Here is a 14,785-nt window from a genome sequence, read left to right on the forward strand (position 1 = left end):
GCCGTGGGAGGCTGGAGCGCATGGCACCCTCCCTTCGCATCGCCCAGGACGAGACGGCCGACGAGCTGCTCTCGAGCGACCCCTTCGCCCTGCTGCTCGGGATGCTGCTCGACCAGCAGTTCCCGATGGAGCGCGCGTTCGCCGGGCCGGCGAAGGTCAAGGAGCGCTTCGGCACGCTCGACCCCGCGGCGCTGGCGGAGGCGGAGCCGGAGGCCTTCGCGGACCTGTGCGCGACGCCGCCCGCGGTGCACCGCTACGGGCGCTCGATGGCCGGCCGCATCCAGGCCGTCGCCGCCGTCGTGCGCGACGAGTACGACGGTGACGTGACGCGGATCTGGACCGGTGTCGAGACCGCCGAGGTCGTGCGACGGCTCAAGGCGCTGCCCGGCTTCGGTGACCAGAAGGCGCGCATCTTCGCCGCGCTGCTCGGCAAGCAGCTCGGTGTGCAGCCCGCGGGCTGGCGCGAGGCGATCGGCCCGTACGCCGAGGACGGCTCCCGCCGCTCGGTCGCCGACGTGACCGACGAGACCTCGCTGCAGGAGGTCCGGGACCACAAGAAGGCCGCGAAGGCCAAGGCAAAGGCCGACAAGACCAGCGGGGCCTAGACCGCGGCGAACCCGGGGAGGTGGCGCTCCATCGCCCCGCGCGCCGCGACCGTCGCTCCCAGCTGGCACAGGACCCCGGTGGAGCCGAGGAAGACGCGGTGGATCATCGCGTACTCGCGCGGCATGTTGATCCGCAGCCCGGTGGCGAACTCCGGCGCGCGCAGGTCGGTCACCCCGCGGGTCACCGAGCGCAGCCACTCGCGGGTGAAGGCGTGCTCGGGCTCGCGGAGCGGCTCGATGAAGGGGAGCAGGTAGCGCAGCAGCTCGTCCGCGTCGAGCTCGATGCCGGGCAGGACGAAGCCCTCGGCGCGCAGCCCCTCCAGGACAGCGGCGCTGTCACCGGCGAGTGCGTGACGCGCGAGGGCGCCGATGACCGGCGGGAAGCCCTGGGGCAGGCGGGCGACCGCGCCGTAGTCGACGACCCCGAGGCGCCCGTCGGGGGTGAGGCGGAAGTTGCCGGGGTGCGGGTCGGCGTGGAGGAGCCCCGCGCGCGCCGGGCCCGACAGCATGAACCCGAGGTACAGCTGCCCGACCCGGTCGCGCACGTCCTGGTCGGCCTCCCGGATCACCTGTCCGAGGGGCGCGCCGTCGAGCCACTCGCTGACGAGCACGTGCCGGGTCTGCAGGACGACGTCGGGGACCGCGTAGTGCGGGTCGTCGCGGAAGGCCTCGGCGAAGGCGCGCTGGTTGGCGGCCTCGAGCGCGTAGTCGAGCTCCTCGTCGGCGGCAGCGAGCAGCTCCTCGGTCACCGGCTTGACGTCGAGCGCCGGCATCCACGTCGTCGCGACCCGGGCGAGGCGGGCGATCTGCTGCAGGTCGGACCGGAGCGCCTTGTCGGCGCCGGGGTACTGCACCTTGACCGCGACCCGTCGCCCGTCGGGCATCGTGCCCCGGTGGACCTGCCCGATCGAGGCGGCGGCGACGGGCGTGTCCTCGATCTCGAACTGCTCGCGCCACCGCGGACCGAGGTCTCGGACGAGCACACCGTGCACCTCCTGCGTCGTCATCGGGGGAGCGGCGTCCTGCAGGCGCACGAGCATCTCGCGGTAGGGCTCGACGAGGTCCTCGGGCATGGCGGCCTCGAGGACGGAGAGGGCCTGCCCGACCTTCATCGCGCCGCCCTTGAGCTGGCCGAGCACGGCGAAGAGCTGCTCCGCGGTGCGGCGCTGGATCTCCTCGTTGACGACGTCGGCCGGCGTGCCGGTGAGGCGTCGGCCGATGCCGCGGGCGCTGCGCCCGGCATGGCCGAGCGGGAGCGAGGCGAGGCGCGCGGCCCGGCCGGCGGCTCCGCGTGGGATCTGGGTCACCCGGCCATTGTGTCGCCCCATCCTGAGCGCGGGGCGGAACCCCCTTCGTCCGTGGGTGTCGCGACCGGACGCGCGCTCGGTTGGCCGCACTCGGGGCAGCCCGGCTGGGCCGGCCACCGGTGGCGCTCGAGGGTCGGGCCGGGCGTCGCGACCTCGAAGGACCACTCGGGCCACTCGACCCGCCCCGCGGCGTGGTCGAGGACGAGCGCGGCCGCCAGCCCGGCCGCGAGGAGGCGAAGGGCGGGACGCCCGTCGGCCGGTTCGGGCCCGGTGACCCGCGGCCGGGTCAGCTGGGCGCGCAGGGTCGGCCACCCCGGGTCGAAGCCCGCCCGGGTCAGGTCGAGGCAGTGCAGGCACGGCCGGCCTGCCGGCGCCAGGACCGGGCCGATGCTGGCGTGCTCGGGCTGGCACCACAGCGGCAGGACCGCGGTGCCCCGGGCGAGCCACGGCTGGACGGCGAGCGGGTCTGCCGGCGCGGGGCTCACGACGACGGCCAGGTCGGCGCTCCCTTCGCCTCCGGGACGCACCCGCGCGGCGTCCACCTGCTCGCCCTGCCGCAGGACGTCGACGAGGAGGGCGGGCAGCGCCCCGGCCCCGACGACCGCGACCCGGGGCGTGCGCCCGGCGTCGACGGGAGAGAGGACGCCGCGCCCGACGAGCCGGTCGAGGACCTCGGTGGCGCGGGCAGGGTCGATGCCCTCGAGCGCCGCGGTCGTCACGGCCTCGGTGAGCGCGCGGGCGGGGTCGAGCGAGGCGAGCCAGCGGCACTCCGCGTCGGTGAGCCCGACGAGCCGCACCGAGCGTGGTCCGACCCCGAGCTGGACGCTCCCGTCAGGCCGACGAAGGGGACGCAGGCGCGCCCCGCGCAGGTGGGGAGATGGGTGCATGGCGACTCGCTCGACTCGGGTGCGTGGTGCTCTGGGGCACCACTCTGGCCGAGTCCGCGATCGCGCGGCCGCCGTCATCCACAGGCCCCACCCGAACCCGCATTCCCTTGGGGCAATGCACGATCGAGGCTGCATTGCCCTAGGGGAATGCGACCTCGGTGGCGTCGGCGGCGAGGGTGAGGACGGAGGCGTCCGTGTCCGGCGGGAGGGCGTCGACGGGCCACCACGCGACGTCGAGCGACTCGTCGGAGACGACCGGGTCGACCCCGGCCGCGGCCACGGCGACCCAGCGCAGGTCGAGGTGCTCGGTGCACCGGCGAAAGCCCGACCCGAGCGCGTGCCGGTCGAGCTGGGCCAGCCCCGGCAGCAGGGTCAGCGCACCGGCAGGCAGGCCCGACTCCTCGACGGCCTCGCGCAGCGCGGCGTCGGCGACCGACGCGTCGCCGGGCTCGATGTGCCCGCCGAACTGCAGCCACCGTCCGACCTTGCGGTGCAGCGTCAGCAGCACCCGCTCACGAGCCTCGTCGACGACGAGGCAGGAGGCGGTGAAGTGGGCGGGGGGTCCCCCCTTCGCCAGGACGTCGGGGGAGGCACCGGCGTGCGCGTCCAGGTGCGCGAGGTACTCGGCGCGCAGCGCCTCCTGGGCGGCGTCCGGCGCCGACCACGAGGTGAGCAGCGCCCGGAGGTCGTCCTCCCGGGTCACTCCTCGTCCGCCTCGCGCAGGATCGACTCCAGCGCGGCGTCGAGGTCGCTCGTGTCGGCCCCGCCGGCGGCCGTGCGATCGACGAAACCGAGCACGTCGTCGAGGTCGGCGCCCGTGGGCGCGACGTCCGGGTGCGCCCACACGCCGTCGCGACCGGTCGCGCCGAGCCGCTCCTCGAGCGCGGCGAAGAGGTTGGCGGCGTCGCGCAGCCGGCGCGGCCGCAGCTCGAGCCCGACGAGCCCGGCGAAGGTCCGCTCGGCCGGCCCACCCGTGGCCCGGCGCCGCCGGATCGTCTCGGTCATCGCGGCCGTGTGCGGCAGGTGCTCGCGGGTCGCCTGCGCGGCGACGTGGTCGACCCAGCCCTCGACGAGCGCGAGCAGCGTCTCGAGCTGCACGAGCGCCTGCCGTTGTGCGGCCGTCGGGCTCGGGTGCAGGAACCCGCCGGTGAGCGCCTCCTGCAAGGCCTCTGCGTCGGTCGGGTCGGCGTCGCGCACCGCGGCGTCGATCGCGTCGGTGTCGATGGCGATGCCGCGGGCGTAGGACTGGATCGCCGCGAGGATCTGCGGGCCGATCCACGGCACGGCGGTGAAGAGGCGCATCCGCGCCGCCTCGCGCGCCGCGAGGTGCAGCCACACCTCGTCGAGGCTCACGTCGAGCCCGTCGGCGAACCGCGCGACATTGCCCGGGAGCAGCGCCACCCGCGTCGTGAGCAGCGGCACGCCGGCCTCGGTCGCGGTGAGGGTGTCGGCCGACAGCGTCCCCACGGCCTCGGCCGTCTGCGCGGTCATCAGCTGCGAGGCCATCGTGTCGACGAAGGGAGCCAGCTGCTGCGTGAGTGCCGACAGGTCCATCCCGGGCGGCAGGCCCATCGCCTGCAGGTCGGGGGCCTCGGGGCCCTGCAGGCGTGAGGTCATCGACTTCCGGATCGCGGCGGACAGGCCGTCGGCGACGGGGTCCACGAGCGAGGCCCACACGGGCATCGTCGCCTCGATCCACTCGGAGCGGGAGAGCGCGGCGCCCGTGAGCGAGGGCGCCTCGAGCTCGGTCACCTGGTCGAGCCACATCGAGGCGACGTGCACGGCCTGCTCGGCGAGGACGGCCTCCCTGGCGCCCATCTCGTGGTCCTCTGACTCGGCGACCTCCTGGGCGGTCGTGGTCGCGGAGGTGACGTCGACCCCCTTCGTCATGGCCCCGGGGGTGAACATCGACCTGACCTGCGAGGTCATCGCGGCCACCTGCGCGGGGTCGGCGTCGGCGATGCCCATGGCCTTGAGCTGCTCGACGACCTGGGGTGGCAGGTCGCGGCCGCCGTTGAGGTCACGGAAGATCTTGGCGATCTCCGGTGGCAGACCGTCGTCCCCGGGGGAACCGGACGGGGTGCTGGGGTCGTTGCTCACGCTGGCGTCTCGTCTCTTCCTGAGAGGATGTGCTGTCCCCCAACCCAACCACGAGCGGTCCCGGATGGTTCCCACCCGGGCAGGAGGCCCTGTGAGCGATCCGACCCACACCACGTCGCGCAGCGAACGCGTCGCCACGTGGCTGATCGTGGTCTCGTTGGTCCTCCTCATCGTCGTCCTCGCGGGCACCTTCATCAAGGTCCCGTACGCGGTGGAGAAGCCCGGGCCGGCCACCGACACCCTGGGTCGCCTCGACGACGGCAGCCCGCTCGTCCGGGTCGAGGGCGCCAAGACGTACCCGACGGACGGCGCGCTGTTCTTCACGACGGTCCGCGTCCTCGGTGGCCCCGAGCGGCACATCAGCGGCTGGGAGTGGGTCGCCGGGCACCTCAACCCCGACGCGCGCGTGGTGCCCGAGGAGCAGATCTTCCCGAAGGACACGAGCGAGCAGGAGATCGAGCAGCTCAACGAGGCCCAGATGCAGGGCTCGCAGAAGAACTCGATCGCCGTCGGCATGCGCAGCACGGGTACCAAGGTCCCGCAGCGCAATGTCGTCGCCTCGATTGCCACGGGCCTGCCCGCCGACGGGGTGGTCAGGCTGCGTGACCGGGTCACCGCGGTCGACGGCAAGCCGGTCGCGCACGTCGCCGACATCGTCGCGGCGATCTCCGACCGCCAGCCGGGCGACGACGTCGAGCTGGGCATCACCCGCGGGGGCACGGCGCGCGAGGTCACGGTCAGGACGGCGGACCTCGGCGGCGGCCGCGCCGGCGTCGGGATCGGCGTCGAGGCGACGTACGACTACCCCTACGAGGTGCGCATCGACGCGGGCGACGTCGGCGGGCCGAGCGCGGGCCTGATGTTCGCCCTCGCCGTGCGTGACCGCCTCACCCCGGGCGCGATGACCGGCGGTCAGCAGATCGCCGGCACCGGCACCATCGACGACGCCGGCACGGTCGGCCCGATCGGCGGCATCGCGCAGAAGATGGTCGGCGCGCAGGACAGCGGGGCCACGTGGTTCCTCGCGCCCGACAGCAACTGCGCGGACGTCGTCGGCCATGTCCCGGACGGCCTGCACGTGGTCCCCGTCGGGGACTTCGAGGAGGCGTCCTCGACCGTCGAGGCCATCGCGAAGGGGGAGACCGCGGACTTCCCGACGTGCGAGGACGTCGTCAGGCAGTAGCGACCGTCTCCGCTCCCTGAGGAGGTCGCGAAGCGACCGTCTCCGCTCCCTGAGGAGGTCGCGAAGCGACCGTCTCCGCTCCCTGAGGAGGTCGCGAAGCGACCGTCTCGAAGGGTCAGTCCTCGAGCGTCGCCCGCAGCGCGTGCACCAGGCCGGGGGCGATGTCCTCGCCGGTGGCGACGCGGTCGTCGCGGTCGTTGGCCCGCTGGCGCAGCAGGCACACGGCGCGACCATCGCGGTGCACGGCGACGAGCAGGCGCACGTCCTCGCGCTGCGGGTGGGCCGCGAGCGCGGTCATGGCATCCGCCGGGTCCTCCGGCAGGTCGCGCTCGGCGCCCGGCGGGATGACGATGCGCTCGACGGCGAGGGCGACGCCGTGGACGGTGTCGGGCCAGGCCATCCGCCCGAGGAGCGACTCGATGTCGGCGGTGCGGGGCAGGTCCTCCTGCTCGATCGCCGTCAGCGCACCCGGCGCCCGGTCGGCGGGGGAGCCGAACTGCGCGGCCAGGCCCGGCTCGGCCGCGACGAGCTCGGCGGTGTCGACGAGGGCGAAGACGCGCGGGTTCTGGTCCCACCCGGCCGAGGCGACGTGGCGCTCGGTCTCGAGGGCGGTGACGGCCAGGGGCTCCGTGGTGGACCCGGCCGGGGGCTCGGGGGACGTGTGGTCAGGTGACGAGTCGGGCACGGGGACCATGCTGCCCCATCGGCTCCCGGGTGGGCTGGGTACGGTAGCCCCACCATGAGCAGCGCGAGTTGGCCGGACGACGACAGAGGGGCGCCGCCGCCCCGGGACGAGGGTCCTCCACCCTCCCGACGCGTGCCCCGACGGCGGTTGGTCCGGGTGGCGGTCGCCATCGGTGTCGCCCTCGTGCTCGTGACGCTCGCGGCGAGCCTGTGGACGGAGTCCCTGTGGTTCGGCTCGCTCGGCTACTCCGGGATGTGGTGGTCGCGCCTGCGCACCCAGCTCGTCCTCTTCGTCGTCGGCGCGCTGGTCACCGCCGTGCCGATCGGGGTGAGCCTGTGGCTGGCCTTCCGCACCCGGCCGCTCTCGGTCCCGATGACGCCCGGCGAGCAGGCGCTCGCCCAGTACCGACGGGCCATCGAGCCCTTCCGCAGGGTGACGGTCCTCGCCCTTCCCGCCGTGCTCGGCATCCTCGGCGGTCTGGCCGCCGCCGGTCAGTGGCAGACCTGGCTGCTGTGGCGCAACGGCAGCGGCACCGGGGTCTCGGACCCCGAGTTCGGTCGCGACGTCAGCTACTACCTCTTCGCGCTGCCGTGGTGGAGCTTCGTCGTCGGCTTCCTCACCGTGGCCGCGATCTCCTCGCTGCTCGCGGCGGTCTTCGCGCACTACGTCTACGGCGGCATCGTGCCGCCCGGTCGCGGACGCTCGACCCGCGCCGCCTTCCTCCACCTGGCGATCATCGCCTCGGTCCTCGCGCTGCTGCGGGCGTGGAGCTACCTCCTCGACGCCCACGGCCTCACGACGCGCGAAGGGGAGGTCCTCACCGGCGTCGGGTACACGGGCGCGAACGCCATCATCCCGACGAAGTACATCCTCGCCGTCGCCGCGGCCGTGTGCGCCGGGCTCTTCCTCGCGTCCGTCCGGTCACGCTCGTGGCGGCTGCCGCTCATCGCCGTGGGCACGCTCGTCGTCCTCTCGGTCGTCGTGGGCGCGATCTACCCGGCGCTGGTCGAGACGTACAAGGTCTCCCCGTCGCGCAACTCGCTCGAGGAGCCGTACCTCCAACGCAACATCGACGCCACCCGCGCGGCGTACGGCGTGACCGGGGTGTCCACGTCGACCTACGACGCGGTCTCCGACGTCTCCTCGGGGCAGCTGCGCGAGGACGCGGCGTCGATCCCGGGCATCCGCCTGCTCGACCCCTCGGTGATGAGCGCGACCTACCAGGAGCTGCAGGCGCAGCAGCCGTACTACACCTTCCAGGACGACCTCGACGTCGACCGCTACGACGTCGACGGCGAGACGACCGACGTCGTCGTCGGCGCCCGGGAGCTCGACCTCGCGAAGGTCCCCGCCGACCGGCGGGACTGGGTCAACGACCACACGGTGTACACGCACGGCTACGGCCTCGTGATGGCCCGCGGCACCCAGGCCCGCGCCGGCAACCCGCAGTGGATCTCGCCGGAGAGCGAGATCGGGGAGTACGAGCCGCGCATCTACTTCGGTGAGGAGATGGACCACTTCTCGATCGTCGGGGAGGGCGACACGTCGACGCCGCGGGAGGTCGACCGCCCGACCGGCGGTGAGGAGTCGCGCTACACCTACCAGGGCAAGGGTGGCGTCTCGATCGGCTCGTGGCCACGCCAGCTGGCGTACGCGATCACCCACCGCGACACCAAGTTCATCCTCTCCGACGCCGTCGGCTCGGACTCGCGGATGCTCGAGCACCGCACGCCCAGGGAGCGCGTCCAGCGCGTCGCGCCGTGGCTGACCCTCGACGACGACATCTACCCGACGATCGTCGACGGCCGCATCCAGTGGGTCGTCGACGGCTACACGACCTCGCAGAACTACCCGTACTCGACGGCCTTCTCGCTCTCGGGCGTGCAGACGGGCCAGGTCTCCTCGGTCCAGACGCAGCAGCAGAGCTCGCTCGTGGGTGACCGGGTCAACTACATGCGCAACTCGGTCAAGGCCACGGTCGACGCCTACGACGGGACGGTCAACCTCTACAGGTGGGACGAGACCGACCCGATCGTCGACGCCTGGGACAAGGCCTTCCCGGGGACCCTGAAGAGCAAGAGCGAGATCAGCGGCGACCTCATGTCGCACCTGCGCTACCCGGAGGACATCTTCCGGATGCAGCGGGCGGTCCTCGCCGACTTCCACGTGACCTCCGCGGCCGACTTCCGCGCCGGCCAGGACCGCTGGCGGGTGCCGGACGACCCGTCCCGCGGGGACGACGGCGTGGCCCAGCCGCCCTACTTCCTGTCCCTGGCGATGCCGGACCAGTCCTCCCCTTCGTGGTCGCTCACGTCGACGTACATCCCCCGGGGGTCGCGCAACGTCATGGCCGGCTACCTCGCCGTGGACGCCGACGCCGGTGACGTCAAGGGCAAGCCTGCGTCCGGCTACGGCGACCTGCGCCTGCTGTCGGTGCCGCGCAACACGACCGTGCCCGGCGTGGGCCAGGTGCAAAATGACATCGTCTCGTCCAACGCGACGTCGGGCGAAGGGGGGCAGACCCTCACCGACTACCTCAACAACGCCAACCGCGGCGGGTCGCAGGTCTCCTTCGGCAATCAGCTCGCGCTGCCGGTCGGGGAGGGCTTCCTCCACGTCGAGCCGATCTATCTCTCGTCGGCCTCCGGCACGAGCTACCCGCAGCTGCGGATCGTCGTCGTGACCTTCGGGGGCAAGGTGGCCTGGGCCCAGGACCTGGAGACGGCGCTCGACGAGCTCTTCGGCGGTGACGCCGGCGTCACGGGCGGCGGCGATCCGACCCAGCCGCCGAAGGAGCCGACGAAGCCGCCGAAGGAGCCCAAGAACCTCACGGCGGACGAGAAGAAGCTGCGCGAGGCGATCGCCGGGATGCAGAAGGCCTACAAGGACGGCCAGGACGCGCTGAAGGAGGGCGACTTCGCCGCCTACGACGAGGCGCAGAAGGAGCTGAAGGAGCAGCTCGAGGAGGCCGCGGAGGCCCAGCCCGGTGGGGGATCGGCGGACCTCGAAGGGAGCTGATTTGGTCTGCTCCGTCCGTTCACGTAGAGTTTCATCTTGCAAGGCAACGACGCGGGGTGGAGCAGTTCGGTAGCTCGCCGGGCTCATAACCCGGAGGTCGCAGGTTCAAATCCTGCCCCCGCTACCAAGGTCCTGAGGCTCGGCACCGTTCACACGGTGCCGAGCCTCAGGTCTTTTCGTGATGCGGGTCCTCAGACGACGGTGCCCTCGACGACCTCGGAGATGCCGGGGATGCCGTCCCGCACGACCGCGGTGGCGCGGGTGAAGACCGGGGCGTCCGGGCGGGTGACGTAGGGCAGCACCTTGATCTCCTGGCGCAGCTCCGACTTCGTGCAGATCGTCTTGTGGTAGCCGCGGCGGGTGTTGCCCACCTTCAGCCAGGGGCTGGCCGCCATGCGGTCCCTGGCCTTCGCGTTCTGGTCCGAGCCGTCGCCTCCGGAGGTGATCGAGGTGGCCATGAAGTCGGCCCCGACGACCGCAGAGCCGGGCTCGTCGAAGTTGACCAGCAGGTCGGAGGCCATGTTCCAGTGGCCGTTGCCGGCCATGTGCACGAAGTTGCGCACACCCAGGTCGTGGATCCGGCTGAGCAGCTGGGTCCGGTACCACGCGTACCCGTCCCACGGGTCGTTGGGGACGTCCATCGCGGGGCCGACGGCTGCGTCCTGCTGGGCCATCTGGACCGGGTCGGCCATGACGCGCCAGCGCACCGACCGGTCCGCCAGGCCGTCGAGCAGCCACTTCTCCTGGGTGTCGCCCAGCATCGTGCGGTCCGGGGTCCATCGATCGGTGGCATTGGTCGCCCCGGGGTTCTGGAAGGAGCGGTACTGGCGGGTGTCGACCATGTGCACGTCGGCGAGGCGCCCGAACCGGAGGCGCCGGTAGGCCTGGATGTCGTTGCCGACCGGACGCTGGGCCTTGCGCAGGGGGAGGTTCTCGTACCAGGCCTGGAGCGCCCGGGCGCGGCGCGCCAGCCACACGTCACGATCCTGGTCGGGTTCGCTGTCGATCTGGGACCTGTCCGCCGCCCAGTTGTTCTCGACCTCGTGGTCGTCGAAGACGCAGAAGAAGGGAGCCGACCCGCGGGCGGCCATCAGGTCGGGGTCGGCGTTGTACTGGCCGAAGCGCACGCGGTAGTCGGCCAGGTCCCAGATCTCCTTGCTGGGAGCATGCGCGCGACCGATGGAGCCGGCCCCCGCGCCTTCGTAGATGTAGTCCCCCACGTGCATGACCAGGTCGACGTCCTCGTCGGCGATGTGGCCGAGCGCCGTGAAGTAGCCGGCGGGGTAGCTCTGGCAGGTCGCCAGGACCGAGGTGAACGACTGGATGTCGGCTCCGGGGGCGGGGGCCGTCTTGGTCCGCCCCACCTGGCTGATCTCGGTGCCGACGCGGAAGCGGTACCAGTACTCGCGGCCGGGCTCGAGGCCGTCGACCTCGGCGTGCACGGAGTGGCCCCACTCCGGGGTTGCCAGCTCGACACCGCGACGCACGATCGCCCGCGCGGCGAAGGACGGGTCGGACGACACCTGCCACTCCACCGGGATCAGCTGGCGCGGATCGCGCAGCCCGCCGAGTCCGTCCAGGGCTGTGGGTTCGGGCGCGAGTCGCGTCCAGAGCACGACGCTCGTAGGCCACGGGTCGCCGGACGCGACACCGCAGGCGAAGGGGTTTGATCCGACCCGAGGGTCGGCCGCGGCCACCATTGGCGGGGCCAGGACTGCGGAGCCGGCGGCGGCGCCGGCGACGAGGAGCGAACGGCGTGACAGCGTCATGTGAGAGAACCTCCAGGGGGGGAACAGGCCATGACGGAACCTAGGCAGCGCCGGTGGCCCCTCCCTGAATGGCAGACGACGGCCAGCGGGCCCCGTGACGACGAACGGGGGCCGGGCGACGGACGGGGGGTCCGCTCAGCCGGTGAACCCCTGCAGCCACCCGATGATCGCCTGCAGCGTCGCCTGCGAGATGCCGTGCCCACCCGGGTCGCGGTGGCCGGTCACGGTGGCGCCCGACTCGTCGTGCAGGTAGCTCCACGTGCGGTCGAGCAGCTCGCGCGGGATGACGTGGTCGGCGTCGCCCTGGGTGACGACCACCGGCAGGCCGGCGAGGCGCTGCGGCGTCACGGGCACGCCCGCGTCGAAGGGCAGTGTCGCGTGGAGGATCCCGGCGCCCGCGTAGCGCTGCGGTTCGTCGAGGACGAGCCCGCCGGCGAAGGCCCCGCCGCCGCTGAAGCCGATGACCACGACGGCCCGCCCGGCCGGGGCCGCCTCGTCGAGCCACTCGCGGAACCACGCCATCGTCGCGGTGAGCGACTCGGCGACGGGTCGGCCGATGCCGCGGTTGGCGAACCAGGCGAAGCCACCCCCTTCGGCGATCGGCGCCCGCACGGCGGCGTAGGAGAGCCCGCTCGGGAGGTGGGGTGCCAGGGTGAGGATCTCGCGCTCGTCGGAGCCACGACCGTGCAGCAGCACGACGAGCGGCTGGGTCGGGTCGTCCTCGCCGTGGTGGGCGACGACCGCCGGGGCGAAGGCCGCGCTCATGCGTCCACCTCGCGCGGGACGAGCTCACCGGCGGTGGCCACGCCGGCCCACCGCTCGATCTCGCCGGGCAGGTCCAGCGCCTCGACCGGGGCGGCGTTGTCGTACGCGCCCCACTCGCTGCGCGGCAGCATCCACATGACCTCGAACTCGTTGCCGTCGGGGTCGTGGGCGTAGATGCTCTTCGTCGCGCCGTGGCTGGACTCGCCGGCGTACGCGCCGAGCTCGATGAGGGTGGTGCGCGCCTCGTCGAGGTCCTCGATCGTGTCGACCTGCCACGCGAGGTGGTACAGCCCGATCGAGCCGCGCGGGCGGGGCGGCTGGGCGCCGACCCCGAAGAGGCCGAGGTCGTGGTGGTTGGTCGAGCGCGGCATCCGCAGGAAGGCGGCGTGCATCCGCGGCTCGTACGCAATGGTCTCCGCGCCGAAGGCGGCCCGGTAGAAGGCGATGCTGCGCTCGACGTCGGCGACGAAGAGCACGGCGTGGTTGAGGCGGACGGCTGGGATGGGCACAGGTGGTTCCTTCCGTTGGAGGGGGAGCGAAGGGGGCGTCAGGAGACGATGCCGAAGCCGTCGAGAGCGGCCTGGATCGCGCTGCCCATGTTGCCCGTGCCGAGGATGGAGATGCTGGTCATGGTGACTCCCTAGAAGTTGTCGGATCAACTAACTGATTGGAATCAACGTACTCCGGTGTACTTGTAGCGTCAAGTAATGTGCGTTGAGCGGTCGCCCGGCGCTCACCCGCGGGTGGAGACCCCGACCAGCTCCCGCAGCGCATCCGCCTCGACGTTCGCCCCGAACGCCGGCGCCCCAGGCTCGAGGCGGCGACCGTCGGCGAGCGACCCGATGGCCACCGGGTCGAAGCCGAGGCCGTCGACGAGCTCCGCCACCGCGGCCACGTCCTGCGCGGAGTCCCCGGCGATCGCGATCGCGCGGCGGCCCGCCGCGCCGGCGGGCCGGGCCCCGTCCTCGAGGTCGTGGTAGCCCATGTGGTTGAGCCCCTTGACGACGCGCGAGCCCGGCAGGTGGGCCGCGACGATCTCGCTGGTCGTCGTGCGCGGGTCGGTCAGGTCGTCGCGGATGCCGTCGACCTCCCACCAGTAGTTCATCGCGTCGACGACGAGCTTTCCGGCGAGCGCGTCGGCCGGGATGTCCGCGTACTTCCCGAGGGGAAGGGCGAGGACCACGACATCCGCTCGGGTGGCCACCTCCTGCGCCGTCGTCGCCACGGCACCGGGTGCCAGGACCTCGACGGTGAGCGCGATCCGCTCGGGGTCGCCGGAGCCGGCGACGAGCACCTCGTGGCCGGCGGCGACCGCGAGCCGGGCGAGGACGGTACCGAGCTTCCCGGCGCCGAGGATGCCGACGGTGCTCATGCGTCGCCCCCTTCGTCCGTCGTGCCCGCGAGCAGCTCCCGCACCCGCGGCGCGACCTCGCGGCCGTAGAGCTCGACGGCCCGCAGGCGGGCGTCGACCGGCGTGCTCCCGCTCGTGTAGACCATGTCGAAGCGGCGCGCGTCGATCGCGCGCATGGCGCCGGCGATGCGCTGGGCGACCGTCTCGGGGGAGCCGATGTACAGCGAGCCGTGGGCGATCTCGTCCTCGAAGGACTCGCGGGTCACCGGCGGCCACCCGCGCTCCGCCCCGAGCCGGTCGCGGTTGCGCTTGTAGTGCGGCCAGACGATGTCCGCGGCCTCCTGGTCGGAGTCGGCGACGAAGCCGTGCGAGTGCATCCCGACCGGGTGGGCCGTCGTGCCGAGCTGCGCGGCCGCCCTGCGGTAGAGGTCGACGTAGGGCGCGAAGCGCCCGGGAGCACCGCCGATGATCGCCAGCATGAGCGGGAAGTCGTAGCGGGCGGCGCGGATGACCGACTGCGGCGAGCCGCCGACCCCCACCCAGGTGTCGAGGTGGCCGGACTCGGTCCGGGGGTGGATATCGGCGCCCTGCAAGGGTGCTCGCGTCGTCCCCTGCCACGTCACGGGCTGCTCCTTGAGCACCTCGGCGAAGAGCTCGATCTTCTCCTCGAAGAGGGTGTCGTAGTCGGCGAGGTCGTAGCCGAAGAGCGGGAAGGACTCGGTGAAGGAGCCACGTCCCAGGATGACCTGCGCGCGACCGCCCGACATCGCGTCGACGGTGGAGAAGCGCTGGAAGACGCGCACCGGGTCGTCGGAGGAGAGGACGGTGACGCCGGACGCGAGCTTGATGCGCTCTGTGCGCGTCGCGAGCCCGGCGAGGACGGTCTCGGGGGAGGAGATCGCGTAGTCGGAGCGGTGGTGCTCACCGAGCGCGATGACGTCCACCCCCACCTGGTCGGCGAGGACGCCCTCCTCGACGACCCGGCGGATCGCCTCCGCCTCGGAGACGAGGTTGCCGCGGCCGTCCTCCGGGATGTCGCCGAAGGTGTCGAGCCCGAGCTCGATCTGGGTGATGGGCGTGGTCATCGTGACCTTCCGGGAAGAGGGTTGTTGTCG

The 14,785-nt window shown here is 72.8% G+C and carries 13 protein-coding genes and 1 tRNA gene; 4 read left to right on the plus strand and 10 right to left on the minus strand.

From position 1 onward, the window contains the following. Nucleotides 1–20 precede the first annotated feature (20 nt). Nucleotides 21–605: an HhH-GPD-type base excision DNA repair protein gene (locus V3C34_RS06755; protein ID WP_068325620.1), complete on the plus strand. Its 585-nt coding sequence runs from the start codon at nt 21–23 to the stop codon at nt 603–605. Here V3C34_RS06755 and V3C34_RS06760 read toward each other — a convergent pair. From V3C34_RS06760 to V3C34_RS06775, 4 genes are all read right to left on the minus strand, one after another. Then, a complete protein-coding gene (locus V3C34_RS06760; RefSeq protein WP_068325618.1) occupies nt 602–1,912 on the minus strand; it encodes an ABC1 kinase family protein in 1,311 nt (436 codons plus the stop codon). The two genes, V3C34_RS06755 and V3C34_RS06760, sit on opposite strands and share 4 nt — an antisense overlap. Beyond that, entirely contained in the window at nt 1,909–2,799 is an 891-nt protein-coding gene (locus V3C34_RS06765; protein WP_345914248.1) for a TOMM precursor leader peptide-binding protein, read from the minus strand. The genes V3C34_RS06760 and V3C34_RS06765 overlap by 4 nt, the downstream gene beginning before the upstream one ends. Nucleotides 2,800–2,938: 139 nt before the next feature. Then, nucleotides 2,939–3,502, minus strand: a complete 564-nt coding sequence (locus V3C34_RS06770) for an NUDIX hydrolase (protein WP_346008365.1) — start codon at nt 3,500–3,502, stop codon at nt 2,939–2,941. Next, nucleotides 3,499–4,899 carry a zinc-dependent metalloprotease gene (locus V3C34_RS06775; RefSeq protein WP_346008366.1) on the minus strand — a complete coding sequence of 467 codons (1,401 nt, stop codon included), beginning with the start codon at nt 4,897–4,899 and terminating at the stop codon, nt 3,499–3,501. Before V3C34_RS06775 ends, V3C34_RS06770 begins: the two co-directional genes overlap by 4 nt. A gap of 91 nt (nt 4,900–4,990) precedes the next feature. On the opposite strand from V3C34_RS06775, the gene V3C34_RS06780 reads away from it, so the two are divergent. Next, nucleotides 4,991–6,082, plus strand: coding sequence for a YlbL family protein (locus tag V3C34_RS06780; protein WP_346008367.1), 1,092 nt, complete (start codon nt 4,991–4,993; stop codon nt 6,080–6,082). 115 nt (nt 6,083–6,197) lie between these two features. On the opposite strand, the gene V3C34_RS06785 is transcribed toward V3C34_RS06780, so the two are convergent. Beyond that, entirely contained in the window at nt 6,198–6,776 is a 579-nt protein-coding gene (locus V3C34_RS06785) for a PPA1309 family protein (protein WP_082817065.1), read from the minus strand. Nucleotides 6,777–6,899: 123 nt separating this feature from the next. On the opposite strand from V3C34_RS06785, the gene V3C34_RS06790 reads away from it, so the two are divergent. Both V3C34_RS06790 and V3C34_RS06795 read left to right on the plus strand, forming a co-directional pair. Then, a complete protein-coding gene (locus tag V3C34_RS06790) occupies nt 6,900–9,785 on the plus strand; it encodes a UPF0182 family protein (protein ID WP_068325606.1) in 2,886 nt (961 codons plus the stop codon). A 50-nt stretch (nt 9,786–9,835) separates the two neighbouring features. Continuing rightward, nucleotides 9,836–9,912, plus strand: a tRNA-Met gene (locus V3C34_RS06795). A 64-nt stretch (nt 9,913–9,976) separates the two neighbouring features. Here the strand turns inward: V3C34_RS06795 and V3C34_RS06800 are convergent. The 5 genes from V3C34_RS06800 to V3C34_RS06820 form a co-directional block, all read right to left on the minus strand. After that, on the minus strand, nt 9,977–11,554 hold the full coding sequence (locus tag V3C34_RS06800; RefSeq protein ID WP_346008368.1) for an alkaline phosphatase D family protein: 1,578 nt from the start codon (nt 11,552–11,554) through the stop codon (nt 9,977–9,979). A 135-nt stretch (nt 11,555–11,689) separates the two neighbouring features. Beyond that, nucleotides 11,690–12,319 (minus strand): serine esterase, encoded by a 630-nt coding sequence (locus V3C34_RS06805; protein WP_346008369.1) that lies wholly within the window; start codon nt 12,317–12,319, stop codon nt 11,690–11,692. Next, complete coding sequence (locus tag V3C34_RS06810) at nt 12,316–12,828, minus strand: VOC family protein (protein ID WP_346008370.1); 513 nt, start codon at nt 12,826–12,828, stop codon at nt 12,316–12,318. The genes V3C34_RS06805 and V3C34_RS06810 overlap by 4 nt, the downstream gene beginning before the upstream one ends. A 224-nt stretch (nt 12,829–13,052) precedes the next feature. Beyond that, nucleotides 13,053–13,691 carry an NADPH-dependent F420 reductase gene (locus V3C34_RS06815; protein ID WP_346008371.1) on the minus strand — a complete coding sequence of 213 codons (639 nt, stop codon included), beginning with the start codon at nt 13,689–13,691 and terminating at the stop codon, nt 13,053–13,055. Next, entirely contained in the window at nt 13,688–14,755 is a 1,068-nt protein-coding gene (locus tag V3C34_RS06820; RefSeq protein ID WP_346008372.1) for an LLM class flavin-dependent oxidoreductase, read from the minus strand. Before V3C34_RS06820 ends, V3C34_RS06815 begins: the two co-directional genes overlap by 4 nt. Nucleotides 14,756–14,785: the final 30 nt, after the last annotated feature.

The organism is Janibacter terrae, assembly GCF_039636765.1.
Lineage (GTDB): Bacteria > Actinomycetota > Actinomycetes > Actinomycetales > Dermatophilaceae > Janibacter > Janibacter terrae.